Source organism: Sphingomonas pseudosanguinis, from assembly GCF_014196255.1.
In the GTDB taxonomy this organism is placed as follows: Bacteria; Pseudomonadota; Alphaproteobacteria; order Sphingomonadales; family Sphingomonadaceae; genus Sphingomonas; species Sphingomonas pseudosanguinis.
Genome location: NZ_JACIDH010000001.1, coordinates 206,246 through 232,809 on the forward strand (window position 1 = coordinate 206,246; position 26,564 = coordinate 232,809).

Here is a 26,564-nt window from a genome sequence, read left to right on the forward strand (position 1 = left end):
CTCAGGCCGCGTGCCGCGTGGCGGGGGTCACCGCGGATTCGAGCTCCTGGATCGCTTCCTTGAGAAGCCCGGTCGCGGACGTGAGCTCCTTGTGGAACTGGCGGTTCGCTTCGACCACGGTCCCCTTCATCCCCTCCGCGAACTTCAGGTGGGACTGCTCGATTACCTCGGCGACCTCGTCGAGGAAGCCGTCGGCTTCGGCCTGAGCGGCGGCGAGCTTCTGCGACGCGCCCTCGATGCGTCCAAGCACGTCCGCGGTGATCGAGGCCTCCCTAGACGCCGCCTCGACGGTTCCGCGCAGGCTTTCGACCATCGCGGCGACGGAGTCGCGCGCCGCCCGGTGATCGGCAACCACGCCGTCGAGACCGCGTGCCGCTCCCGCGACGCTGCCAGCGGCCTCGGCGAGGCCGCTCGTCACGCCCGCCACACGGTCGAAGCTGCTCGCCGCATCCTTGCCGGATGCCTCGAACCGGCTCGCCGCAGCGAGCAGCGTGTCCGCTCCGCCGTTCAGACGTACGAATGCGTCGTGGGTCGCGCGCTCGACGCGCGAGGCCATCTCCTTCGATGCCTCGAGCAGCTCCGCCACGCCCGACGACAGACCGTCGACGGAGTCGCGCATGCGACCGACATGACCAACGGTCTGCTCGACGCGGCGGCTGTCCTCCTCGGATGCCAGGCGGCTGCGTTCGGCCGCTTGGCGTTCGAAGGCCGTCACGGCCTCGGTCATCCGTTCGCCCATCTCCGTCAGCATGGCCTGGAGGCGCTCCTGCGTTTCGGCCTGCATGGTGCCCGTCGTCGAGCGGATCTCTCCCAAGACCGCCCGAAGCTCGTCGGTGGTCGCCGCCTGCCGCGCCTCGATCGCCTTGACGCTCTCCTCGATCCTCGTCGCCATCGCGTCCGTGGTTCGCGTCCCGGCCGCCTCCACGTTGTCGGTCAGCTCCTGCAATTTGGCGACGGCGGTCTGCATCGCGTCGACAGTGCGCTGCTGCATGTCGCCGATGCCGGAGAGCTGGCTTCCGAACATCTTCTCGAGCCGCTCGCTGAAGCTGGCCAGAACGTCCGTCAGCAGGCTCGTCACCGCAGAGGACTGATCCTGGCTCACCTGGCCGACGGCTCCCGCGATCTGATCGAGCGGCGTCTTGAGAGCGTCGGTGAGGGCGCCCGCGATGGACGCGCCGAGTTCGCTGGAACGTGTGTTCGTCGCCTCGATCTGACGCTCGGCGAGATCGGTGAGGATCTCCTTGAGATCTGAGACGAGCGCATCCTTCAGAATGCGCGTCTGGCTGGCCGACTCCTCCGAGGAGCTGACCAAGCGAGCGAGATACTCCTCGCCGGCGCCAGCGATGTAGGTCTCATCCACCGTGTGGGCGAGACGGGCAAGCTTTCCGTAGAGTCGGTTGAGAAGGTACTTCTCCAGCACGGTCGCGATCATCGCGAGGAGGATGGCGGCGGCTGACACGAAGAACGCCTCGCTCACTCCATGGAGGAGTGACGTCAGGCTGTTGCGGACGACCCCGGAGTCTTCGGAGATCTGGAACGTCCGCAGCCCGGTCAGCAGTCCGGAGAAGGTGCCGATGATGCCGATGCCCGTGAAGATGCCGGGCAGGTGCTTGAAGAATTCCGTGTGCACTCGCGCGTCGACCACGGCATGTGTGGAAAGGTACGCTTCGGCCGGTACGGTCGAGCGCACCGCCTTGACCTTCATCTCGCCCGTCGTCGGATCGAGTTCCTTCTGGACGTGAAGGGTCTCCTTGAATTCTCTCCAGATCGACAGGATCTTCTCGTCGTCCGCGAAGCATCCGGTGAGCTCGATTCCGCCCGCGGCTCTTTCCGAGTCGAGCCGCGCGTTGATGTCGTCGAGCACCCTGTCGAGCTTGCGGGCGGGAACCAGGAACCAGCGCACGAATGCCGCGGCGAACCCGAGCAGGAACAACCCGACGATAACCGGCACGACTGGAAAACCGTTCAGCATGATCTTCGTGGAACCCCTTGCGACGCGTCGTTCTATGGACGCGAATCCCCCGGCATATCGCCGGCCCTTATGCATACCCTGCCGCAATGTTGGGCCAAGCGCCATGCCCGAGGTCGTCTGGCATCGACGCGAAAGTCGTCCCGATGCGTCGATCCCACTGGAAATCTGCACCTTTTCGGGGCAGCATCCCTTGGGGGAGTGACGGAATGGCTTCAGGTTGGCTTGCGCGGGTGGCGCGCAGATTCGGCGAAATTCTGGGCGCGGAGGCCCGCGAAGAAGGTATCTATGCGGCCGGCAACCCGTCCTTGGACGACGTCTGTGAGCATGCGTCCGATGTCGCCGGAGACTCGATCGTCGGCAGGCGAACCGCATCGGAGCCAGAGCGAACGCTGTTGACTGCAGCGGTCGCGCCCGAATCTCTGCTGGGCGACGTGCCAAGTTCTGTCGCCGATCCGAAACCTCCACGCGCCGATTCCGAACTGCCTGACGGCGTGCGTCTGGACGAGAACGGCCGCTACGTTGTTGGAGGCTACTCGTTCTCCACTCTCAGCCAGGCGCTTGGCCACCTCGACCGAAAGTCGCCACGGCCGGCGGTCGTCCCCACGCTGAGGAACTGGCGCGATTTGGAACGGGAGCGCCTCCAGTTTGCACCGCCGCCGACGGCGGCGACACCTAAGCCGCTGGCCGACGAGGTTCAAGGAAAGGCGTCGGCGGCATCGATGCCGTCGCATCAAGGTCGAACGTGGTTGCTTGAGCGTACCCGGATCGCGGTGGGAGGCTTGGAGTTCCTCGTCGACATGGTGCCCTATGGTGCGGCACGGGACTACGAGGGGCGGCGCGACCACAGTCGCATCGATCCGGCGCTTCCGGTGAGCCCGAGAGGCGATCCAGCCGGCGACACGCTTTCCTACTGGCCGTCGTATGCGAACCTCGATCCGCGTGCACGGTGGACCTACCTTGACTGGGTGTCGCGGGGACGCACCGATCCTACGATCCCGATCGGTTACGTCTTCCTCTTCTTCTATGGTCTCGAGCAGCGGCTGCTCGTCGATGACGAGCGCGACGAGGCCGAAGAGATTTTCGCGGAGGTGAGACGGCTTCTCGCCATCCACGGGGGCAACTACTCGTTCCAGGGATACGCCGCGAGATTCCTCGCGCTTTCGCCGATCTACGAGGAGCGCGACGACGGTCCGCCGACCGCGGATTGTGCGTCATCTTGGGATGCGGAGATTCCTCTCGATGTCCGGCTGCGTCTTGGCGAGCGGCTCCGTGACGGCGTGCCCTTCGACGCCGACGATGCGCTTCTCTGGGTGCTGGCGCTCCCCGACGTCCACCTTCGCACGCCCGGTCAGCGGTGCTTCGACGAGCTGCGCGCGCTGTGGTCGAAGCGCTACGCTGAACGCCATCCCGGGGGGTTGAAGATCCGCACCCCGAAGGCGATCGTCCGCCACGAGTATCGCGCGGCCAGCGGCACCTTCAACGTGAAGCTCGCCATCGACGGTCTGCCCGACGTGTCGGGCGTCTCAGCCCCGCTCGGACCGCTGCGTGCCATGCTGGATGCCTGCATGGAGGAGCTCTCGGCCTACAGTCGTCTGCTCGGCCGCGACCCGGCGGCGAGGGGGCGACTCAGAGGAGATCTGCTGCTTCCCGCCGCGATCCGCGCCGAACGCGTGTCGCTCGAGGAGTGCCGTAGGGCGTTGAGCGACCTCGTCGGACACGGTTCGTGCCTCACGGCGACGGACGTCGCCGTTCTGCTCGAAGTCGAGATCGGCGCAGCGGGCGAGAAGCTCGGCGCCCAGGCCGTTCGCCAGCTCGGCGGCGCTCTCGACGCGCTTGGTTACGGGTTCGAGCCCGATCGTCGCTATGGGATCGCATCTGCTCTGAGGGGTGGTTCCTTCATCAGCATCTTCCACGCGGATGACGGGTGTCCGGTCGATCACGAGCGCGCGCCGTACGCTTCCGCCAAGGGGGTGGTTGAGGTCGCGGTGCTGGCCGCCGCTTCGGACGGGCAGGTCGACCCGACCGAAATGGCCGCCCTGGAGAGGCGCCTCCGCGGCACGCCGGATCTTTCGAGCAGGGAGGTCGATCGCCTTTTGGCTCACGCCCGGGCGCTGGCCGCCGATCCGCCCAAGATCCGTTCCACACTGAAGAAGCTGGCGGAGGTCGCACCGCATAGGCGATCCAAACTCGCCGAGGCGGCGATCGAGGCCGTCCTCGCAGACGGACGCGTGCAGCCTGAAGAGGTGAGGTTCCTTGAGGCTTTGCACGTCGCTCTCGCTCTACCTGCCGCGGATCTGTATTCTGCGCTCCATCGGGGCGCCGAGGACGACGGGCCGGTATCGGTCGTCGAGACTAGGCCGGAACGCGACGTCGGGCTGCCCGCAGAGGCCGAAGGACGTTCTGTCTCGATCGATACGGTTAGGCTGGAGCGTATCCGCGACGAGACCACGCGCGTGTCCGCGCTGCTCGCCACGATCTTCACCGAGGACGATGTCGAGGCCCCGCTGCCGACGGCACCCGCCCGTGCGATGGTCTCGACATCCTTCCAGGGACTGGACGGACCGCATTCGGCGCTGCTCGAGCGACTGATGGCCGGACCTCTGGCGAGGAACGACTTCGAAGCGGCCGCCGCGGAGCTTCGCCTTATGCCCGAGGGGGCGATGGAGACGATCAACGAATGGGGATTCGATCGCTTCGGCGATGCCGTCCTCGAGGATGACGACGCCGTCGGGATCGTGCCCGAGATGATGGAGGAACTGAAGCCAATGGGAGTCGCCGCTTGAACGCCATTCGTCGCAGGGACCGGGATCTGATCGTGCAGGCCCTCTCGGCGGGAGTGGTGCCGCGCGTCGGCTTGCGCCACATCCAGGTCGGCCGCTCTCGCGAGGTGGAGGCCCTTGTCCGCGACGTCGACAGGATCGTCGATGCGGGCTCCGCGGTGCGCTTCGTCATCGGCGAGTACGGAGCGGGCAAGACGTTCTTCCTCAATCTCGTTCGGCTCATCGCGTTGGAGCGCAAGCTCGTCACCATCCACGCTGATCTCGCGCCGGACAGGCGGCTGCATGCGACCGCGGGGCAGGCGCGTGGGCTCTACGCGGAGGCCGTGCGCAACATGGCCACCCGCACGAAGCCCGAGGGCGGAGCACTGCCAAGCCTCGTGGAGCGGTTCGTCACCGACTGCGTGCGCGAGGCGGAGGACGCGGGTCTTCCGGTCGAGCGCGTGATCGACCGGCGTCTCGCTCCGCTCCTCGACATGATCGGCGGCCACGACTTCGCAACCGTCCTCAAGGCCTACTGGCGCGGCCACGAGGACGGCGACGATGCGCTCAAGGCGGCGGCGCTCCGTTGGCTGAGGGCCGAGTTCCCGACGAAGACCGAGGCGCGGCAGTCGCTCCCCGTCCGGAGCATCATCGACGACGCGGACGTCTACGACAGTCTGAAGCTGCTCGCCGGCTTTGTCAGGATCGCGGGCTACGGTGGCCTTCTGGTTGTGTTCGACGAGATGGTGAACCTCTACAAGCTGCAGAGCGCCCAAGCCCGCAACCAGAACTACGAGCAGATCCTGCGCATCGTGAACGACGCGCTGCAGGGGAACGTCGAAGGCCTCGGTCTCGTGTTCGGCGGTACGCCCGACTTCCTTCTCGACAGCCGGCGAGGCCTGTATAGCTACCAAGCCCTGCAGTCCCGTCTCGCCGAGAACAGCTTCGCCGTGGATGGCCGGATCGACATGAGCGGACCCGTCCTCCGTCTCCAGAGCCTTTCGCCCGAGGATCTGCTCATTCTGCTGTCCAACATCCGCTCGGTGTTCGCTCTGGGCGATGCGTCAGCTGGCCTGGTTCCGGACGAGGCCCTGACGGCCTTCATGGAGCATTGCGACAGGAGAATCGGGGAGGCGTACTTCCGCACACCTCGAAACACGATTAAGGCATTCGTCCAATTTCTTTCGGTACTCGAGCAGAACCCCGGCACCGATTGGCGCGAGCTGCTCGGCGGCGTGGCGCTGGAACCCGAGGATGCCGACGAAGCGGAAGCGGACGACGAGCTTGTCGACCTCCGGATCTGAGCCATCCTCCTTCGATCGCCTGCATCCCGAAGTCCGGCGCTGGGTACGCGACCAGGGCTGGACCGGACTTCGGCAGGTGCAGGACGACGCCATCCGTACCATCCTCGGATCGCGGAACGACGTGATCGTCATGGCGGGCACCGCCTCGGGGAAGACCGAGGCGGCGTTCCTGCCGCTGCTCACGCACGCGGCCGCCGCGGGGACCGGCGGCCTCAGGCTCCTCTACGTCAGTCCGCTGAAGGCGTTGATCAACGATCAGCATCGGCGGCTGGAGGATCTTTGCGAACGTCTCGAACTGCCGCTCACACGGTGGCACGGCGACGCACCCCAGGGTCCCAAGGCCAGGCTGCTCCGGTCGCCTGCTGGCGTAGCGCTCATCACGCCGGAGTCGATCGAGGCTCTGCTACTGAGAAAGCCCGCCGAGGCGGCGCGCCTCTTCGCCGGCGTGCTGGCGATCGTGATCGACGAGCTCCACGCGTTCTTGCAGGGTCCAAGGGGTCTGCACCTCTCCTCGCTGCTTCGCAGGATCGACGCACTGGCCGACGCGCGACCGCGACGGATCGGACTGTCCGCGACGCTGGGTGATGCCGACATGGCGCGCAAGTGGCTGGATAGGGCGGCGCCGAACCGGGTGACCGTGCTGAAGGCCGCCGCTGGCGGCCCGGGTGTGCGGCTTCAGGTGCGCGGCTACGAGGAGCCACCTGACGCCGAGGGCATCGACGAACTTGCGGACGACGACGCGCAGGACGCGCTCAGCCGTATCGCGGACCACCTCTTCGCCAATCTGCGGGGATCGAACAATCTCGTGTTCGGAGGCTCGCGGCGCACAGTTGAGGCGCTCGCCGACCGGCTTCGTCAACGCTGCGAGCGGGCGAGGGTGCCAGAGGAGTTCTTCCCCCACCACGGCAGTCTATCGAAGGAGCTGAGGGAGACGCTCGAGACGAGACTGAAGGAGGGATCTCTGCCGACGACGGCCGTGGCCACGACGACGCTCGAACTCGGCATCGATCTCGGAAGCGTGAAGTCGGTCGCCCAGATCGGGGCGCCGCGATCCTTGGCGGGCCTCAGGCAGCGGCTGGGTCGCAGCGGGAGGCGCGGCGAGCCGGCGGTCCTGAGGATCTATGTGCGCGAGAAGCATCTGGCCGGGGACGAGGATCCGCTCGAGCGGCTTCGCCTCGACACGGTACGGGCCGTCGCCTGCGTCCGCCTGCTCCAGGAGAACTGGGTCGAGTCGGCGCGATCCGATCCGTCGCTCGCCACCGTCGCGCTCCACCAGACCCTTTCGCTCATCGGATCCGGCGGGGCGGTGAAGCCGGCGGCGGCTTACCGGGCGCTGTGCGGCCCGGACAGCTTCCTGGCGATGCGGCCCGCCGACTATGCGGACCTGCTGCGAGGGGCGGGGCGACAGGGCGTCGATCTCCTCGAGCAGTCACCGAACGGCCTCCTGATGCTGGGGGCCGAAGGAGAGAAGCTGGTCGCCGGGCGAGACTTCTACGCGGTCTTCTCGACCGATCGCGAGTGGCGCCTGATCTCCGGTGGACGCACTATAGGCACGGTACCGATCGTGAACGTGCTCGGGGTCGGCTCGATCGTGGGGTTCGCGGGCCGTCGCTGGCGCGTGATGGCCGCAGACGACCGCGCGATGGTGCTGGACGTCGTTCCGCACCGTGCTGGCAAGCTGCCGAAGTTCGATCGTCCCGCGAGCGAGGCGCTGGACGATCGGCTCGTGGCGACGATGCGGAGGGTGTTCGAGGACGACGACCGTCCCGCCTATCTCGATCCGGCGGCTCTCGAGTTCCTCGATCAGGGGCGCGCGGCCTATCGAGAATTAGGGCTCGGTCACGGCTCGATGGTGACGGCGGGCAACGACACGCATCTGCTCACGTGGGCCGGCACCGCCGTGAACGATCTGCTCGGGATCCTGCTCATCTCCGCAGGATTGGAGACAGAGGTGCACGACATCGGCGTCGCCGCGATCGACACGACCCCAGATGAGCTGCAGGCCCTGCTTTCGAAAGTGGACGAGTGTCCGCCGATCGAGGATCTCGCCGGCTTCGTCCAGGGGCTGCGCGAGGCCAAGCTCGACGAGTTCGTGGACGAGGAACTGCTCCGACGTCTTTGGGCGCTTCGGAACGACGTTCATCGGGAAGGCGTCACGTCGGTGCTGAGGGGGTTCGACCGATAGGTTCTCGATCGAGCCGCACCGGGTAGTTCACTTTGAATGCGCGTGATCGCGTGGCCCACGTCTAGCGGTCAGGGTGTTGTGTGCACGGATCGTCGTCGGAGGTCGATCGCTTACGGATTGCATGCGCCAGTCGTGGTTCTCGAACCGTTCGCGCACCTTGGCCACCTCGGCGAGGACTTCTCGACGACCGTGGTCCTGACGCATGCGTCAACGGGCTTCCCCGACGAGCGCTACGACGACCGTTTTCGATGGCTGCAGCGTTCCGCGCACTCTGATCCTGACGAATCGGACCTGCGAAGGATCGGTCGGCTGCAGGGTCCAGTCCTTTCCATCGAGCGTACATTCCACGTCGTCGGACGGATCACGCAGACCGCGATAGGATACGTGCATGCCGTCCTCCGCTCCGCGGAGGACCTCGATCGCCTTGATTCCCTCGATCTGGTCGGAGACCATCATGATCTGGTCGACAGGAACATTCAGCAGGATACTGTCGGCGTCGATGGGAACGACATCCGGATTTACCACGGTGACGGTCATGATCCGGTAAGGTGCCGAGGGGACCTGCGACGACGTTCCTCCTCGATCGCCAAAGACTGTCTTGACGGCCATCGTGACAACAGGTGGGCGGGCCTCGACCTCCATCGACAACTTCAAGGTCGTGATGGCGGTCCCATCCGAATGCGCGCGGCAGACCGACGTAGACGCTTCCACGTCTTCGCACGTCCGCCAATGCCACTCGATCGTGAGCTCGTCCGAATACGTGCCAGCGGGAAGGCCGGTGCCTTGGAAGCCGAGGAAGCGAATCGGTATGGCGATGGCCTTTCCGTTGGTCCGCACCGAGAGCTTCTGCAGGATTGCATTCGTATACTCGATCGATCCGCCTTGGGTTATCCGGTGTGCGTTGTCACGGTCGCTGCTGGCGATGTAGCGGATGCGGGCATCGACGCCGGCTCGGCGAAGTTCGAAGCTGTTGGCGCTCCGGATCGTGGCGACGATCCGCGTCTCCGTATCGTTGGCGAGATGGGCGACGTCGCAGCGCATCCCCGCCAGAGTGCTCAGCGTGGCGGGCCTGCTCGTGCTCAACTGTCCCGATGTCCAGCGTCCGACGTCGGCAGTGGCGATAGGATCGGCGAAACAGGCCGCTTCCGCCGCCACCGAATAGATCGTGATGAAGGCTATAACCGCGATCAATGATCCCAGCATGCGCGTAAACATCGAATTTTCTCCTGAGTATCGATACGCAACCTTCTCACTCACGAAGCTGTCACTTATTCATCCGACCGTTGATCGGGCGAGGACCTGGACCGTTATCCGAGGATCCCCGCAGCCCGTCGGACGTGGGTATGGCGTTTTCATCGTCGGTCCTCCCGTGGCAGGGCTGCAACCTCGACCGACCGTCGCTTCTCGACATCCACCCGGCACGGAATTCTTCAGTGATCTAGCAATCTCGATTCTGCCGCAGGCATATGCTGTGCATGACTGCGCACTCTTCACCTGAGGTGCGACGCGAGGCATTCTGATAGATGGCGGGACCACAAGCCGCGGAGGAAGCTAAACACATGATGATCTGGCGGCGATGTCTGATCCTGCTTTACCATGCGTATTACGAGGGTGATCGCGTAGATGAAGGATGGGGTTCAGGCGGTGGCACGGACCTGACGGCAGACTTCGGGACAGCGCGCTCATGAGCAGCGCATCCTACGTCATCAGCTACAGGACATTGTCCCCTGTCAAGCGCTCCACGCGACGTACGATGGTCGATCACCTCGATCGCGAGGAGGCGGCGTGGAAGCCGCTCCTCGACTTCTTCGCGAGCGAATATGGGGACATGCAGATACCGGCGAGACGTCAGGCGATGACGGGTCGGCAGATGGCCACGGCTTTCCACCAGCTGCGCGCGGTGCTCGACGATCCGAACGCCTTCGCCGCCATCACCGCCGACTCCTTCCGCAGGACCGCGGTGGCGCCGCCGCCGAGCGGATCGACGGAGGGGCAGCTGATGCTGGGACTGCATGCCGCTGGGCGAACGGAGGACGCGGCCGCCGTGTTTGCGAGGTTCGTCTCGACGGAACTTGCCGCCGATCAGTACGCCCAGCGTTCCACGGGGGATATGGCTTCGGTCCTGCAGCGAGGCGAAACACTACTCGCCGCCGGTCATGCCGCTGTTGCGCTCCCGGCATCGAAGCTGGCATCCTCCGGCATTCGCACCTCCCAGGTGCGCGCGGAGCAACTGTTGGCATCGCTGGACGAACAGGTGGCCGGAGCGGCGGAAATCAATGCCGAACACGCTGGCGGCCTGTTGGACCTGCGCTCGTCGATTGCTGCGGGCATTGTTCGGGTCAGAGGGACGCTCCTCCGAGCCGAACGTGGACGAAGCCGGCGCGACCGCGAATGGCGCGCTGCAATCGAGGCTGAGGTGCAACGACGCTTCGACGAGGCGGAGGCCCGGCTGCAGGCACTGGACCGGCTCGGACGCAGTCAGCAGCAGAGCCGCGAGAAGTCGTTTGAGGAGTTGAAGGCCCTCTTCCACACGCAGCTACGCCTGCGCGCGCCCGTGGCGCTTTGGGAGAAGCGATCGGAGACACATCGCGCACGAGCGATCATGGCCCAACGGCTGTTCTGGATGACGGCCTTGTTCGCTGTCGTGGTCGGCATCGGCGTTCCCTACTGGTTCGGTGACTACATCGCCGGCAGCTTCCACGTCGGCGGCTGTTCTGCCGGTGCGCCTCGTCCATGCGTTGGACCGTTCTCGGCCAAGGGGCCGTTGACGGTCGCTGGACTGCTGCTGACGAGTTCGCTCGTCCTGTGGGCAACCAGGCTCCAGTACAAGATCTTTTTGAGTGAGAGGCACCTGTCGCTCGACGCCGATGAGAAGAAGGCGTTCGCGGAAACCTACATGGCATTGAAGGAGGGGGCATCGGTCGACACCGCGAACGAGACAATCGTGCTGGCCTCGCTTTTCCGACCGACACAGGACGGCATCATCAAGGACGAACCCGGCAGCTTCGACCTCTCCGCCGCGGCGATGCTTGCCAAGCAGATGGCGCGTTGATGGGGCGGATGCCACATCGACCGACAGCAACCGGGAAGATCGCTGCACCTCGAAGCGGGCGGACGATTCGGTGGGTGCGCAACCGCCCTGTCACCGGAGATGGATCCTTTAAGGTGCTTCATGGTCACCACTGAGTTGAGCGGTTTCAATGCTGCCGTGATCCGACGACTGGACGCTGCTCACGTCGTGGTGGTGTTGGATACGGGTGGAACCGAGGTGTTCCACGGGATCGATCTCGCCATCGAAGAAGGAAGGGAGGAGGTGATCCCGGACGATGACGGTGGGTCGCAGGCATCCATCCTGCGCTACTACTGCGGCATTCGCCCCCATGGAGCAGCCGAACCGGACGTTTGGATCGGAACCGGTGCGATGATCACCATCGTTGGCATGGGTTCGGGCGGGACAACGTTCACGATGGCCGGGCGCGGTCTATACGATCGAACCGAAGGCTCGACGTTCCAGATCGAGTTTGAAGCGCCTCCCATGATGACGATGAGGCGCGGCGACGAGCCTGCTTGAGCCGGTCGGGAATGGCAGACCCGCGGTCGACATATGGACCACTGTTGAAGTCTGCCTGGAAGAGGCTCGGTCATACTCGCCGCCATGCTTTTCCTACTGAACCGGAGGCGTTCATCGGCGTCCGCCAAACAGGAGAGGAAGCGATGCACGGGCGTCTCGACCAATGCTTCCGCCGATGACGATCATCGCCATGGTGCTTGGCTCTCAGCCGATGCGGGCCCGAACATGATCCAGGAAACCGTCCCAGAAGTATGTGGCGGCGCCTTCCGCATCGAGTGGTCCGTCCACGCGCCTGTGCGACATGGCGTTGCGGGCGCCGAACGCCAGACCCTCCCGGGTGTCCTCCACCGGCAGCCAGTCGTTCATCGAGTTTCGGCCGCTGGAAATCGCATCGTAGCTCAGGCAGAGGGCGTTTCTCCAAGTGCCGCCGCCGTACCAGATTCCGATCTGACCTACGCGCTTGCCGTCGAGATAGACGCTGGCCGCGAAGGACCGGCTGTCGATCCGCTCGAAATCAGTATCAATCCTCGGATCTGACGCCTTCAGTTCCGCAAGGTTCCGTTCGAACAGGTCCGCAGTCGCAGTGAAGCCTGAGCGCAGGAAGCGATCACGGTCCAGGTCAGTAGGCTTGGCAGGGATGCCGAGCATGCTGGAAGAAGCGGAGGCGACCGAATTTGCGGACGGTATGACTGCAGCAGACCGCACTTCCTTGGCTGCTAGATCAGCGGTTCTATGATCGGCCTTCAACATGGCGCGTATCGCTCCGACGGCATCGTCGAACGCCGCGTCGAGATCGGTCCACTGGGTCACCGGCTTGCCGTCCTTGGGCAGCGCCACGAATTCCGAAAGCGTCTGTCCCTCGCCGATCGGGACGCCCTTCCACTGGCAGGGGCGTAGGATGACGGGGACGACCCTGACGTTTCCGGCGCGCTGGCGTTCGAACGCGCGCAGCATCTCCTGCTCGTAGCAGTACTCCGAGTTCATGAAATCCGAGGATACGAGCAGGATCACGATGTCGGATGCCGCCAGCGCCGCCTGCACGGTCGGATCGAGATGTTCACCCGGGCGGAGCATGCCGTCGTGCCAGATGTCGATCAGACCTTCACGACGAAGCGGGGCAAGATGCCGGACGAACTGTTCCTTCAAGGCGCTGTCGGCGTGGGTATATGAGATGAAGCCCGTGGTCATCGACCGAACGTAGGTCACCACGGTACGGAAATCCATGTTGCGCATGCCGGTGTTGAGGTGCGCCATACTTCGAATGGCTCGTGAGCTGCGTTGGTGCCCCCCATTCTTGTCGTGCTAGGATGCGTAGACCGAGGGCGGATTGAGTTGTCTACTCCTCATGATCATCTGCGCCATGCAGTTGGCGGGACATGAGCATTGTCGATCGAAAAGATGGTCCGTGCCGCAACCGATGGATTGATCGTGTTAACATTCTCCGCGTAGAGCGGATGCGTTCGCCAGCAGGCGGACCGAGGCGTCAGAACCTCGCAACGACAGCCGATGCCCGGCCCGAATTCCATTCGGCCGGGGAGCGGGCGTGCATGTCCAGGGCGCAAGCCTAAAGACGCTCGCGCCTGTCTCGTTGCAGGTTCTGAATCCCCGGCTCACGGGCCGGCACCGCCTCGTCAACAGGGGCGGTGCCGCCGGCTGGGATCAGCCTGACGGCACCGACGCGAACGGGGGTTCGAGCGTGGGTGCAGATTATAGGTGCCGCAACAGGCGGCTCGCCATCATCAGAAACTCGACGGCGGTGGCGGGAGCCATGATGCTCGGCGCCTGTGGCGGCGGCGGGAGCGTCAACTCCCCAGGAACGACGCCGGTCGTCACCCCGACGCCTACTCCAACGCCTGCGCCCACCCCGGCTCCGACACCCGCCCCTACGCCTACGCCTACGCCGACCGCAGAGGATACGAAGAGCGCGGCTGCCATCGGGATGAAGGCCGACTACGCCTACGCGCGCGGCATCACGGGCAAGGGCGTGACGATCGCGATCGTCGACACCGGCATCGACCGTGATGGCCCGGAGTTTGCGGGCCGCATCTCGGCCGACAGTACCGCGTTCGACCAGAAGATCGCCCGATGCGCGACCTGCCCGGGCGAGACCATCCGGTTCGAGCTCGACGACAAGGATGGTCACGGCAGCAAGACCGCCGCGGTCGCCGCCGGTGCGCGCGATGGCAACGGCATGCACGGCGTCGCCTACGACGCCACCATCCTGGCGCTGAAGATCAGCGGCCCGAACCTTGAGGGCATCGTCGCGGGTTCGACCGGTCCGATACCAGAATCCGATGCCCCGAACGTCGCCCTGATCGCTCCGGCGATCAGGTATGCGATCGACAAGGGCGCCTTCGTGATCTCCATGAGCATCAACGGCTCGGGTGGTGGCGAGCAGCTGGCCGCTGATCTGAAGTCGGCGATGGATCTGGTACGCGGCGGCAACCGGTTGTTCGTCGAGTCGGTGACGAACAACGTCGGCGAGGACAGCTTCTCGGGCAAGGTCGCGGAGGACCTCGTCGGCAAGGACCTGTCGAACAAGGACTGGTTCCTGTTCGGCATCCGCGTCGAGGCGAACCTGCAACCGCCCAGCGGCAACGGCACGCCGGGAGCATTGGCGGACCGCACCCTGTCGGTCGTCGCGAGCAACGTCGCCACCGTGGACCAGAACGGCCAGCAGGCCACCGTGACGGGCAACAGCTTCGCGGCACCGGGGATCGCGGGTGCCGCGGCCCTGCTGAAGCAGTACTGGCCGCAGCTCGGCGGCAGGGAGATCAGCCGCATCATGCTCGATACGGCGACCGATCTCGGCGCGCCCGGGGTCGATCAGGTCTACGGCGTCGGACTGCTGAACGTCGAGAAGGCGATGCAGGCGCAGGCACCGGCAACGTCGTTCGCCGCTGCACGGACGGTGCTGGCGCGCTATTCATCGTTGGTCGTGTCCGCGCCGTTCGGCGGTGCGGCAGTTGCGGCCGACCTCCGTTCGCACACGTCGACGATGACCGTGTTCGACCGCTATGGCCGCGACTATCTGATGACGGTGCCCGGCGGCATTCGCGCGCGGTCCTCCGGTCTGCTCGCGGGAACGCTCGCCACATCCGCGCCTCCCTATCCCCTTCAGTCCTCGTCGTGGTCGGACGGGAGACTGGGCATCGCGACGTCGACGACGACAGGGCCCTGGCAGGCCGCTGCGTCCGGCCGACCGGCGATGGTGACGTTCTCGCCGGCTGCGGGTCAGACGGTCACGCTGGGCTCGAACGTCGCCGTGGGTCCGGGTGGCGGCTCCTCGCTCGCCGGTTCGTATCTGCGCGGCGCCATCGGACAGCCGATCGGCATGTCCTCCCAATGGACCATCGGCGGTTGGTCAGCGTCGTTCGCCTCAGGCTCATCCATCGCCGCGACGGCCTCGTCATTCCGGCGCGGGTCGCGGAGCCGCGAGGCCGGTCTGCGCACCGTCGCGATCTCCACCCCGTTCGGTCTCGGCCTGGAGGTATCGGAACTCGTCGAGCGGGGTCAGGTGCTCGGGTTGCGGGACGATGCGGGGTCCGGTGCGGCCGGTGCCCGGACCGTGCTGGCGACCACGATGGTGCGCCGGAACGTCGCGGGCGTGCTGCTGTCCGGCCGCGCCACCGTCGGCAGCAGCAGCCCTACCGGCGCGGTCGCAGGCGTCCGTTTCGATGGTTGCATCGTCAGTACCGCCTTCGCGGTGGAGGGCGCGCAACCGCTACTGGGCGGGTTGGCGACGCTCGGCCTGTCATCACCGCTGCGCGTCGAGCGGGCACGGGCGTCGCTGCTCGTGCCGGTGTCCTATGACCTGATGTCGGGTGCACTCGTCGAAGAGCGCCGGACCTTCGACCTAACGCCGACCGCACGCGAGATCGATCTCGAGCTCGGCTGGTCGACCGCGCTGGCATCCACCTCGACGCTGCGGCTCGGCGTCGCGCGGGCTTTCGACGCCGGCCATGTCCGCGGCGCGTCCGATGTCGCCGCCTTCTTCAATCTCGTCGTCCGCTGAAACGCAAGGAACACCCATGTCCAGATCATTCATGTCCGCCGCTGTCCTGCTCTTCGCAACCGCCACCGGCTTGAGCGGGTGTGGCAATTCCAAGGCCCCGAGCAAGGAGGCGTTCGCCGCCGCGCTCGGACCCGTAGTCCGCGACGTCTTCTGCCATCCCATCGACGTGATGCGGTACGATATCGAGGGCGAGTCTGGCGGATCGGGGTTTCCGATCGTCACCTCACCGAGGGCGCCGATGGCAGGACCGGGTTCCGACGGAAAGGCGGTCGCGATGCTGGACGGTCTGGCTAATGTCGGGCTCGTCACGCGCACGACGTTCGAGAAGTCCGCACGGTGGAGCGGGTCCACCAACGCGTTCGTGCGCCAGCCGCTGATCTCCTACGCGCCGACGCCGAAAGGCGCGCCCTATCTGCATACGGTCGAGCGCAAGGCCACGAACGCCATGGTTTCGGTGCCGTCCTTCTGCCTGGCAAAAGGCGAGGTTGTCGACGTGGTGCGCTGGACCGAGCCGACCGACTTCGCCGGTCATCGGGTCAGCCAGGTCACCTACACCTATCACGGCGTCGATCCGATCCCGGTCATGCCGCCGGCGGAACAGGCGCGCATCGCCGAGCCGAAGGAATCGACGATGCCGTTCGAGCTGCGGAGTGACGGCTGGCGCCCCTTGGCGCGCTGACCACCCGCATACCCCGATCGATGCTGCTGGCGCGGGTCGTCGGCCAAGGAAGGAACACGACCATGAAGATGACCTCGACCGTCGCCCACGGCACCATGCTCATTCTGGTCCTGGGATCGGCCGCCCCCGTCGCGGCGCAGGCGCGTGCCGACTCGCCTGCCGCGAAGCTGATCGATCGGCTCCTGACGGGCGGCCCCCGCTGGGCGTCGGTCGGCACTTTCGACGTCGCCGGCGTGAAGCTGGGGATGACGCCGGAGGAGACGCGTGCCGCGCTGAAGGCGGGAGGTTTCACGCCCCAGGCAACCGATCCGACGCAGGATTCCTGGGCGTCGGTGGTCTCCAGGCGCATCGCGGAACGCATCCCCGGCAAGGTGGACGAGACTAGGGTTCCCATGTTCACCCGTGCTAGCGGGCAGCAGGGTGAGACGGTCGAGGTCTGGTACACCGCCACGCCGGAAGGCGCGCGTGCCACCTCGGTCGAATACACGATGCCGACGAACCGCATGGAACGGGCGGCGTTCGTCGCCAGCGTATCCGCCAAGTATGGTCGGCCGACCGCTGAGGATCCCGTGCATGGCCTGTACTGCACGAAGGGCGAGGCCAGCTGCGTGACTTACGGGAACAGGAATCTTCCGCATCTCCTGACGGAGAGCAGCTATTCGTTGCATTCGATCAAGCTGATGGAAGGCATGCGGTATGGTGACGAGCTGAAGGCGCGGACGGCTGCGGCGGTCGAGGCTGCGGCCCCCAGGAACGCGAAGGCGTCGTTCTGATGATGAAATGGTCGCTCGTCCTGACGATGGCATCGGCGTGTCTGCCGATGGCGGTTGATGCGAGGCAGGCCGCTTCGACCGCATCGTCGCTGCCGTTGGAGCCCATGAGCCACGCCGACGCGGAGCAAGCCGGTGCCGTGGGCACCGGCTGCACCTGGCGGGGCGGACCTGGCCGCAAGGCACGCTTGTCGATGGCGGACGACCGGGCGGCCGTCAGGCGGAACGGCATCGTCGTCGCGTTGAAACCGGCCGCGGACGCGAAGGGGCTGTTCTTTACGTACGATCGTTGGATCGGCGTTGGGATCAGAATCGTCGTTCGCGACAGCGGAAAGGTGGTGAGCAGGGGGCATGAGTTTTCGGAAACCGTCGCTTGGATTACGATGACCGCCGACGGCCTTACACGAACTTGGCAGGGCCACCTCAACTGCGGTTCGTGAATCATCGATGCGGTTCGCGAGCAGAGGGCGTTTGGACAAGGGCGTGTGTCAAGAACAACCGGGAGGGACTGCTACGTTTCGCCGTCTGTCGGAGCCAGCGCGTTCCAGTAGGTTGACATTCTGGCTCCAAAAGTCCCGAATGGTCGGAGGGAGATTGAACGATCGCGGGGACCAACATCTTCGGTGCAGCGCCTTCGGCGGCCGGTTACCTTTATCAGGCCCGGCTGGCGCTCTATCGTTGCATGCCGCACCTGAACACCGGTGTGGATCTGGAGGTGTCGATCGAACAACTCGACGACGTGGCCTTCGCGAGCGACGGGGAACCGGTTGAGCGTCTACAGGCCAAGCACCATCTGACCCGGGCAGCAAGCCTATCCGATTCCAGCGCCGATCTCTGGAAGACCCTGAGGGTCTGGTCGGAAGCGGCGGCAGCCGACCCGTCTCTGCCTTCACGGGTCAAGTTGCTGCTCGTCACGACTGCGAGGGCACCTGAAGGATCGGCGGCTTCCATGCTCCGGCCTGGACGTACAGATGGTGAAGGAGCAGGTGCCAACCTTCGCGCCGTGCGTGACGTGCTGATCGGCGTGGCAACGACGTCTCGGAACCTCTCGCTTCGCCCTGCCTTCGACGCCTTTCAACGGCTGACCGAGCGCATGCAGCTGTCGTTGCTGAGTGCCATCGAGATCCTCGACGGCCAGCCGACGCTGGTCGATCTCGAGCACGCGCTGGAATACGAACTGCGTTTCAACGCGCCTAGCGGGAAGGCTGCGATCGCTCGGGAGATGTTGGAGGGTTGGTGGTGGCCACGCGTATGCAGAGCCTTGACGGCCGTCCCGCCTGAAGCGGTGCCACTGTCATCCATCGAGACCAAGCTGGATGAGATCAGGGATCTGCTCAAGCGGGACGCGCTGGTCGCCGATATGGAGTTCGCGGAACCGACCTCGGATGAGATCGCGAGCTATGAGGATCTCCGATTTGTGAAGCAGCTACGCGGGATTGGACTGGGCTCCAACCGTCTAGGATATGCCAAGCAGGACTTCTACCGCGCCTTTGCACAACGTTCGCGCTGGACCCGACAGCACGTCGTGCTGGACGACGAACTCGCAAGGTTCGAACGGATGCTGATCGAGGAATGGCAGCCGCGTCATGCGGCGATGTGCGACGACCATGAGGGCGACGACGTCGATGACGCCAAGCTGAAGCAAGGCGGTCAGGCTCTCTATTCCTGGGTTGAGACGTCGGCGCGGTTCCAGTTTCGCACGCTCACCGCCAAGTTCCTCAACGTCGGTTCCTATCACATGCTCGCCAACGACGCTCGGGTAGGCTGGCACCGTGATTTCCGTCGACTGTTCGGTGACGATGTCTGATGGAAGCGGCAAGGGAGCGTTGGAACCTTCCTTGGAGTGCCCGGCCGCGCGAGGAGGCCGCCCTGTTCAACCCGGCCTTCTGCCTCGAGTGCATCTCACGGTCGGTGATAGACTATGACAAGGTGCGGGCGGCACCTCTGCCTCTGGCCCTGGTCTTCCTGATCGTGCCACTCGCGCTTCATCCCGGCATTCGCGACGTTCTTCCACGAAAGGCGAACACCGCGTTCGGAAGCTGGGCGATGGTCCATCAGCATATCCTCGTCCATGTCCCCAGAAGGGTGATGGCCTTGAGGCCCGTCGTCAGGGAGGCGCTCATGTTCGGGATGAGCGTGGACGCGATCGCCCTTCAGAACGGCGGGATCGTGACAGGCGATCGGCCGGTTAGGCTGAGTGCGAAGCTGAAGGCATCGACGGACGAGGCCGAGGAGATCAGACGGACCGCGGCGCTTCTGGGGCGCTGGTTCGGGGCACAGGCGGGCACGGCGTCCGTGCTTCAGGGGTTCGGAGTGCGACCATGACGATGCAGCTTCAGGGTATCGCCATCTACTCGAACGATGGGGAGCGGCGCGACGTCAGGTTCGACCTTGGTCGGTTGAACATCGTCACAGGTGCCGCCAAGACTGGCAAGTCCGCACTTCTCGGGATCGTCGACTACTGCTGGGGACGGGAAGAGGCCGTGATACCCGGAGGTGAGATCAGGCGCGCTGTATCATGGTTCGCGGTGCTGTTCGACGTGGATGGGGAAGGCGTGCTGGTGGCCCGGGCAAACGCGCCGTTCGGTCCGCGAGGAAGCGACCAGATATATGTCGAGCGGAACGTTGACGACTTCCCCGAAAATCCTGATCGGTTCGTGAAGACGGAGACGCTCGACGGTCTGAGGTCGACGCTTTCGGCGCTGCTCGGCATCACTGAGAACCTGTTCGTGCCCGAGCCTGGAGCCCTACGTGTCCCTTTGGAGGCTTCGGCAAGTCAGGCCATACTTTTCTGCCTGCAGGAGCAGGACGAGATCGCGAACAAGCGACAGCTCTTCCATCGTCAGGGCGAGGAACGCCTGCCGCAGGCGATCAAGGACGCGATCCCCTACTTCGTCGGGGCGATAGAGGACGACCACTATCTGAAGCAGCGACGCCGGCAGGATGCCCGTGCGCGTCTGCGCAGGCTCGTGCGGGAACTCGAGGAGGCCAAGGCCCTTTCGAAGGACGCGTCGCAGACCGCCCGTACCCTCGCGACGGAAGCACGCCGTCTTGGACTCGCTTCGGGGCCTGTTCCCGACGGGGTCGAGGAGACGCGTGCCTTTCTCAGGCAGGCATCGGCTCCGAGGACCATGTCCTATGCCCGCTCAGACCGTGCCGGGACCGATCTCGCGGATCTCGAGGATAGCCGTCGGAAGCTGCGTGGCGAGCTTCAGGAGATCAGGAACGAAATAAGGGAACTGCAGCGGATCAGGATGGAGGTTTCCGACTTCGAGGTCGAAGGGAGGGAGCAGGAGGCCAGGCTCGTCTCGATCGGACTGGTCAACGGCGCGAGCGGCCCCATCGACACGTGCCCCCTCTGTGCCGGCCACCTCGATGCTCCCATACCGGCCGTCGCTGAATTGAAGCGTTCGCTGGAGGGGCTGGATCTCCAACTGGCGACCGCACGTCGGGACAATCCACGCTTGCAGAAGCGGATCGCCGAACTCGAGGAGCGGCGTACGGCGATCGACGGTGAACTTTCGGCGGTGCAGACCGGCATACAGGCTCGTATCTCCCAGAACGAGCGGTTGCGCATTGAGCAGGACCAGTTGACCGAGCAGGCCCGTCTCTGCGGACGCATCGAGTACTTCCTGGAGAACGTCCACGCGGTCGTGGAGGACCGAACGCTGGGCATGCGCATCTCCCGAATCAGGGCCGAACTGGATGAACTGGATCGGGCGCTGGATCAGGGAGCGCTGGAGGAACGCCTGATCACCGCCCTGAATCTCATCGGGCGGGACCTGACGGATTGGGCGACGGAACTCCAGCTGGAGCATGGTGACCGCAACGTCAGACTGGACAGGCGACATCTCACCATCGTGGCGGACACCCTGACCGGTCCGCTGCCGCTCTCGCAGATCGGCAGCGGCGAGAACTGGGTCGGCTATCACGTCGCGACCCATCTCGCGCTTCACAAGCTTTTCCGTGCGCGCAATCGTCCGGTGCCAGCGTTCCTCATGCTCGACCAGCCTTCACAGGCGCACTATCCCCGTGATCGCGACGTGGGCGAGATCGGCGGCGTCGACGATGAGGATCAGGTCGCTGTCGCGCGCCTGTATCGGCTGCTTTGGGAGTACTGCGACCGACTGGTGCCGAACATGCAGATCGTCGTGACGGACCATGTGGACCTCATGCAGGACTGGTTTCAGGACTCGGTGCAGGAACGCTGGCGCGATGGCATCAAGCTGGTTCCGGTGCCGTGGTTGAAGGATCTAGATTGAACGCTTCGATCGACACCTTGCACCGGTTGATGATTTCGCAGACCCACACCCCGGCCGAACCACCCCATGCGACAAGTTATACGAATAGTCTTATGACTGGTCGCACAAGAAATTTTGCCCTAACGTATTGATCGCTTCCTCGTAAAAGGCGGCCAGCATCCCCGATGATAGGCCTATAGCATGGTGTCAGTTAAAGTACGCTTACCCGGAAGATGCATGCGAGATACAAGCCGCTATAATAATTAGTCTGCGAATGTCTCCACGAGCACGATGGCGATCGGCCCGCCCTCTCCTTCGGTGTCGACGCGTTCAGACTTCGGAGGTTCGGTTCCAGATCCCACTGCGGCGGTTAGAAATGCCAGAGGGCTGTCGGATATCAAGCCGAGCGAATCGACGCCCATGAAACTGGTTTCTTGGCCACGCCTTCGCGCGTGACGTCCTCGCTTCGTCGTCAACAAATCCTTGCTAAAGGTCTTTGTCAGGAGTTCGTGTACCGTGACGTCGAAGTCTTCATCTATGCCAAGTTTCAGCGTGTCAGTCGGCAAATAGCGTTTCGTCGCCTTTCCGCGGGGAGGGTACACATTGAAGAGCATGTTGACGAACGTCGTTGCAAGGTCTTCGCTGCCAGGGAGGCCTACGGTCCCGCGCGGATCACTGACCAGCCAACCATTTACATGATCACAGGCCGAATCACACCAAGGGCAGTAGCACCAATTGCAGCACCTTGATTTGTGGCTTGGATAGCGAGCATCGTCGAAGATCAGGTAGCGAACGCCATCTCGGCAACCGTCGAAGTGGCGGTCGCCATCGATGAAGTTCGATCCATTACCCCCCTGACCCCGAAGTTTGAAGGGCGGCCACTCCGAATACAGTCGAGCCTGCTCCGGATTGTCAGCCTTCAACAGGGTGTTCTCCATCCGCTTTGCCTGCATCAAGAGGGCTTGGCGTCCTGCGTTTCGTCCAATGCGATCATGTACCAGGAGAAGGTCGCCGAGTTCTCGTCGTATTTTCGGCCCTGAAGGGTTTTTGCTGTCATCATAGACCGCAAGCGGGGTCTTGTGGCAGAAAACCCCTGACAGTCGCATGGAGATGCCTGAGCCTTTCATCAGCGGGATCCAATGCTTCTCTAGTCTTGGTAAGGCCGTGTCGATCAACCAGAACAGTTGATCCTCTTCGATGGGGGCATCGCCGACCATATTGTCCCATGCTTCTTGACGGGCGGCGCCGAATGCCTCTTGGGCTGTCGAAAGTAATTTAACGTAGCAATCTGCTTTTAACATGATTTTCCCCTTGCTGGGATCATGCCTGATTGCTGTTAACTGATGATTACGACTGAGTAAGCCGCGTGTTGGCAATTCGGCGGAGAAGACCGTCTTCACCGAATTCGAGCATGAAGCCCGCCAGATGCTGCGCTTCGATCGGCATTCGGCATCGATGAGGGTGGAGGCGATAGGTGAGAACGGTCATGGCACCGTTGGCTGTCTCTGACAGTGGAGCGCCGAAAACAGCGATGGCATGCTCTATGGTGGAATACCCGTTGGTCAGTCTCGAAGACTGCAACGGCGTCGAGAGATCGATCTCGTCATTATCCTCAGGCATCAGGATGCGGCCTGCTTGAGCAAGCCGCCGGATGGCAGATGTCAACTCGGTGCGGTCATCGCCGACGAAGCCCATGTCGTGAATCAGCGAGAAAAAACTGACCGGTATGTTAGCAGGAAGGTCGTCCAACTTAGACATTACTCTAGAAGTGATCTGATATTCCGTTCCGATCGGCATGGAAACTTTGGTCTGCATGTAATTTCCTTAGATCATACCTATAACTCCCAGCAGCAACAGATTATTGTCTCTGAATATTTTGCACGCGACGAGCATTGCCGCTCGAGCTCGACCCCTGACGGAATCATTCGTCTTCGCCCACCTGTTTGCCGAAGTGGTCGTTCCGTGTTGGTCGATGTCGCGCATGTCAGACCTGCGCGGCTTCAGGTTCATCACCTGCACGCCTCAGTCGACGCTCTTTCCAAGAGGACTGGAAGGAGGGGCCGCTCGAGTCGGGTGGCGACGAGGGTCGGCGTACGAAGATGGGCACCGGCGCAGGCAGTTCGGGTCCGATTACGATCGCCTCTCCCGGCGCGAGCATCGGTACGAACTGTGCAGCCCCGCGGTCGAGATCCCCACAAGCGCGCTCCACCGTCTCGCGGTCTTGGTCGTTGGTGAGGCGATGGACAATCAGGGTGCCGAGCTGGCTCAGCACGTCAGCGGGTACGTCGCGCGGTCGTTGCGTGGCCAGCACGCAGGTCAGTCCGTACTTCCGGCCCTCCTTCGCGATGATGCCGAACGCATCGAGCTTGACCGATGCGTAGTCGTCTCCGACCGTTCGGCCGAGAAACTGATGCGCCTCGTCCAGAAAGACGACCAGCGGTGCCGCCCTGAATGTTCCTGATCGAGCCTCCGTCAAAAGGAACCGACCGATGACATTCAGGAGGATTTCACGGGTACCGTGTTCGAAGCGCACGTCTCGGAACGAGACCACGGCGACGTCGCTGGCATCGTCGGCGACGAAGGCGCGGATCGCCTCCACGAGGGAGAGACCCTCGCGCCCGAACACGCATCTGAGTTCATGCGATGCCGTCAGCGTGTTGATCCTGGCTACGAGCGTCTCGCAGAACGCGATGCTGCCCTGATCGGCGTTGCCGAAACGGCCCATGTCTCCGGTGAGGAAAACGCACTCCGCCCGCACCTGGTCGGCCAGACGCTCAATGTCGAATTCGCACCCCGGAGCCTGAAGGGCGGCCGCGTGCTGGCGCACGGCGTTGAAGAAGGCTGCGCGGGATTGTCCCCGCTTCATGATCACGCCTTCCTGCACCACGACGCCTTCGGGTGGACCGGCCTGCATCGCACTGACGAGCTTCAGACTCCGGATGGCCTCGCGCAACTTGGGACCCTGGCTCTGTCCCGAGGGACGGAACAGAGAGAAGAGATCGTCCTCCGTCATGTGACGATACGGGAAGTGCACCTGCTCCTGATGCTCCTGGGCGGCATCGAACGTGAAGACGGTGTCGACGCATGCCATGCCGCTGAACTCGCCAGTGGGATCGAGCACGATCGCCTTTCCGCCGGCGCTCTTGATCTGCTCGACCAGCGTCGCGACCGTCCAGCTCTTTCCGCCGCCCGTCGCACCGAAGACACCGCAGTGGCGACCGAACAGCCGGTCCGGAGGCAGGCACACGTCGACGCCGTCGGCGGTGTCGATCCTGCCGATGCTGAGCGTGAGATCGTCGGAGCCCGCCACCGCGTTGCGGATAAGGGTGGCCAGCAGACGCGGTTCGGCAAGATACACGCCGTCTCCGATCCGAGGAAACTGGACCAGACCGCGCTTGAGCCGATTGGATCCTTGCTCGACCGCTGCAAGGAGCTGGATGCGGCCGATCGGGTTGATCGCGCCTGCGTCGCCGACCTTAGGTTCGACCGTCAACCGTTCACCGTCGGGCAACCTGGTTTCTACGATCCTTCCAAGGACGTAGGAGCGTTCGCAGTCCACGAACACGAAGTCGCCCACGGCGCCCAGCGAGGTGCCGCGCCGCTCTCGTCCAAGAGACGCGTTGGGAAGATTGACGTTAACGTGGGCGGCCGTGACCTGCGTCACCGTACCGACGTAGCGGTCGGCATCGATCGGATTCACCTGGGTCATGCCACGCCCTCGGCAGCGTCCCGCAGGCTTCTCATCCTCTGGACATGACGCTCACGATCGGTCTCCCCCACCAGATCGGGAAGCGCGACGGCGACGTCTTGGAACCGGCCGTTCATGAGATGGACCCGGGCATCACCTGAATCCGCCAGCCGCTTGAAGCCGGCGAGGAACCTGTTGGCGGGAGGCTGCAGGCCTTCGATCTCATACTCCCCCGCGTCAAGCCGATCCGATGATATGAACGCCGGGTCGCAGACGACGACCCTGAGCGACATGTTGGACTCCACCGCCGACATGATGGGGCTGCTGATGTGATCGTCGTTGAAGCCAAAGCCGGACACGAGCAGCGCGGTGTCGGGTTCGCGCAGGGCGGCTTGGAAGGCGGAGAGCATGTCCAGATAGGGAGCGTCGAAGCTCTCCTGATACTTGCTCGAGCGGGGGTATATGAGGACCGGCGTGCCCTCGGACGCTCGGGTCCGTAGGATCTCGCCTCCTACGCGTCGCCAGTCGAGTGAGCCGTGCAGCTTGTAGAACTGCATGACGTTCTGGATGTAGTCAGGACTGTCGCGCCCCATGTCGCGGCGGACGACGTCGAGTCCGAAGTTGGTGCGATCGTACGTCTGATCCAGATGATGGGAGAAGCCGTCGATCAGCACGAAGCGGGATCTGCGGGCGGCCTCCTCGAAGCAGAGGTCGTAGTTGGTCGTGAACAGCTTGGCCCGGGGTTTGCGTACCCCGCGCCGCCCGATTTTCTGGATGAGGGCGCCATGCGCATCGAGCCGGGTGTCGACATCCACGAAGTCAACGCGGTGGAGGATCGCATCCTCGGCCCTGCGTGCGAAAGTCGCCATCCGGTTGTACTCGGGATCGCCGAAATTGCCGGTGTGCAGCTCGAGATAGAGCTTGCACAGCGTGAGCAGCTTTTCGATGTTCCCCGCGACCCGCGCCTCACCAAAGGTTGCGACCACCGCATTGAACTCCGGCATGCCGACAGCTTGCTGCACGGCGGTCCAGACGTCGCCCATTCCGGCGGGCGTCGGTCGTCCTGGTGCATTGCTGGCTGCGAACGACGATCCGGTGCCGGTCAGGACGACGACGTTGGTCGCATTCAGGACATTGAGGAGGATGCTTCCGATCTCGCTGGATGCGCCCTTCCTGGCTACGGCATCTAAATCTTCCGGTACCTCCTCAACGGCCGTACGCCAACCACCGCGAGGCATGTACAGTCGGATGTTCGACATGCTTGCTGCGCGATCATCCCAGTATGGCATTGCCCCTCCTTTTCGATGGAGAGCGTATCGTAACGGAAGGTCCTGTCGTGGCGAGTAAATATCTCAACGCATGGGTAATTACGCGGGGCCA

General features: G+C 64.1%; 19 protein-coding genes. 12 read left to right on the forward strand and 7 right to left on the reverse strand.

The genetic code is table 11. From position 1 onward, the window contains the following. Position 1: 1 nt before the first annotated feature. Positions 2–1,972 carry an anti-phage ZorAB system protein ZorA gene (gene zorA, locus GGR48_RS00950; protein ID WP_183949941.1) on the reverse strand — a complete coding sequence of 657 codons (1,971 nt, stop codon included), beginning with the start codon at positions 1,970–1,972 and terminating at the stop codon, positions 2–4. A gap of 206 nt (positions 1,973–2,178) precedes the next feature. Between zorA and GGR48_RS00955 the strand changes: the two genes are divergently transcribed. From GGR48_RS00955 to GGR48_RS00965, 3 genes are read left to right on the forward strand one after another with little or no spacing between them, the layout of a single operon-like run. Continuing rightward, the gene (locus tag GGR48_RS00955; RefSeq protein WP_183949943.1) at positions 2,179–4,755 is read left to right on the forward strand and encodes a tellurite resistance TerB family protein; all 2,577 of its coding nucleotides are present in this window, start codon (positions 2,179–2,181) and stop codon (positions 4,753–4,755) included. Beyond that, positions 4,752–6,035 carry an ATP-binding protein gene (locus GGR48_RS00960; RefSeq protein WP_183949945.1) on the forward strand — a complete coding sequence of 428 codons (1,284 nt, stop codon included), beginning with the start codon at positions 4,752–4,754 and terminating at the stop codon, positions 6,033–6,035. Before GGR48_RS00955 ends, GGR48_RS00960 begins: the two co-directional genes overlap by 4 nt. Further along, a complete protein-coding gene (locus GGR48_RS00965) occupies positions 5,986–8,220 on the forward strand; it encodes a DEAD/DEAH box helicase (protein ID WP_183949948.1) in 2,235 nt (744 codons plus the stop codon). The genes GGR48_RS00960 and GGR48_RS00965 overlap by 50 nt, the downstream gene beginning before the upstream one ends. A gap of 207 nt (positions 8,221–8,427) precedes the next feature. Here GGR48_RS00965 and GGR48_RS00970 read toward each other — a convergent pair whose 3' ends face one another. After that, positions 8,428–9,435: a hypothetical protein gene (locus tag GGR48_RS00970; RefSeq protein WP_183949950.1), complete on the reverse strand. Its 1,008-nt coding sequence runs from the start codon at positions 9,433–9,435 to the stop codon at positions 8,428–8,430. A gap of 469 nt (positions 9,436–9,904) precedes the next feature. Between GGR48_RS00970 and GGR48_RS00975 the strand changes: the two genes are divergently transcribed. Next, entirely contained in the window at positions 9,905–11,272 is a 1,368-nt protein-coding gene (locus tag GGR48_RS00975; RefSeq protein WP_183949951.1) for a DUF6161 domain-containing protein, read from the forward strand. 120 nt (positions 11,273–11,392) lie between these two features. Continuing rightward, positions 11,393–11,791: a hypothetical protein gene (locus tag GGR48_RS00980; RefSeq protein ID WP_183949953.1), complete on the forward strand. Its 399-nt coding sequence runs from the start codon at positions 11,393–11,395 to the stop codon at positions 11,789–11,791. Positions 11,792–11,995: 204 nt separating this feature from the next. Here the strand turns inward: GGR48_RS00980 and GGR48_RS00985 are convergent, their stop codons facing one another. Beyond that, positions 11,996–13,045, reverse strand: a complete 1,050-nt coding sequence (locus GGR48_RS00985) for a toll/interleukin-1 receptor domain-containing protein (RefSeq protein ID WP_183949955.1) — start codon at positions 13,043–13,045, stop codon at positions 11,996–11,998. Positions 13,046–13,730: 685 nt separating this feature from the next. Between GGR48_RS00985 and GGR48_RS00990 the strand changes: the two genes are divergently transcribed. From GGR48_RS00990 to GGR48_RS01020, 7 genes are all read left to right on the forward strand, one after another. After that, positions 13,731–15,806 (forward strand): S8 family serine peptidase, encoded by a 2,076-nt coding sequence (locus GGR48_RS00990; RefSeq protein ID WP_183949957.1) that lies wholly within the window; start codon positions 13,731–13,733, stop codon positions 15,804–15,806. Positions 15,807–15,837: 31 nt separating this feature from the next. Beyond that, complete coding sequence (locus GGR48_RS00995; RefSeq protein WP_183949959.1) at positions 15,838–16,485, forward strand: hypothetical protein; 648 nt, start codon at positions 15,838–15,840, stop codon at positions 16,483–16,485. Between the two features lie 62 nt (positions 16,486–16,547). After that, positions 16,548–17,258 carry a hypothetical protein gene (locus tag GGR48_RS01000; protein ID WP_183949961.1) on the forward strand — a complete coding sequence of 237 codons (711 nt, stop codon included), beginning with the start codon at positions 16,548–16,550 and terminating at the stop codon, positions 17,256–17,258. Continuing rightward, positions 17,258–17,695: a hypothetical protein gene (locus GGR48_RS01005; RefSeq protein WP_183949963.1), complete on the forward strand. Its 438-nt coding sequence runs from the start codon at positions 17,258–17,260 to the stop codon at positions 17,693–17,695. The genes GGR48_RS01000 and GGR48_RS01005 overlap by 1 nt, the downstream gene beginning before the upstream one ends. 242 nt (positions 17,696–17,937) lie before the next feature. Continuing rightward, positions 17,938–19,062 (forward strand): ABC-three component system protein, encoded by a 1,125-nt coding sequence (locus tag GGR48_RS01010; RefSeq protein ID WP_221211332.1) that lies wholly within the window; start codon positions 17,938–17,940, stop codon positions 19,060–19,062. Then, positions 19,062–19,580 (forward strand): three component ABC system middle component, encoded by a 519-nt coding sequence (locus tag GGR48_RS01015; RefSeq protein WP_183949965.1) that lies wholly within the window; start codon positions 19,062–19,064, stop codon positions 19,578–19,580. The genes GGR48_RS01010 and GGR48_RS01015 overlap by 1 nt, the downstream gene beginning before the upstream one ends. Next, positions 19,577–21,517, forward strand: a complete 1,941-nt coding sequence (locus GGR48_RS01020; RefSeq protein WP_183949967.1) for a DUF3732 domain-containing protein — start codon at positions 19,577–19,579, stop codon at positions 21,515–21,517. Before GGR48_RS01015 ends, GGR48_RS01020 begins: the two co-directional genes overlap by 4 nt. A gap of 242 nt (positions 21,518–21,759) precedes the next feature. On the opposite strand, the gene GGR48_RS01025 is transcribed toward GGR48_RS01020, so the two are convergent. The 4 genes from GGR48_RS01025 to GGR48_RS01040 all read right to left on the reverse strand — a co-directional run bounded on the left by GGR48_RS01025 (position 21,760) and on the right by GGR48_RS01040 (position 26,473). Further along, entirely contained in the window at positions 21,760–22,896 is a 1,137-nt protein-coding gene (locus GGR48_RS01025) for a hypothetical protein (RefSeq protein WP_206362533.1), read from the reverse strand. Next, on the reverse strand, positions 22,844–23,311 hold the full coding sequence (locus tag GGR48_RS01030) for a hypothetical protein (protein WP_183949971.1): 468 nt from the start codon (positions 23,309–23,311) through the stop codon (positions 22,844–22,846). The genes GGR48_RS01025 and GGR48_RS01030 overlap by 53 nt, the downstream gene beginning before the upstream one ends. Positions 23,312–23,480: 169 nt before the next feature. Next, the gene (locus GGR48_RS01035) at positions 23,481–25,205 is read right to left on the reverse strand and encodes an ATP-binding protein (protein WP_183949973.1); all 1,725 of its coding nucleotides are present in this window, start codon (positions 25,203–25,205) and stop codon (positions 23,481–23,483) included. After that, positions 25,202–26,473: an SIR2 family protein gene (locus GGR48_RS01040; protein ID WP_183949975.1), complete on the reverse strand. Its 1,272-nt coding sequence runs from the start codon at positions 26,471–26,473 to the stop codon at positions 25,202–25,204. The genes GGR48_RS01035 and GGR48_RS01040 overlap by 4 nt, the downstream gene beginning before the upstream one ends. Positions 26,474–26,564 lie beyond the last annotated feature (91 nt).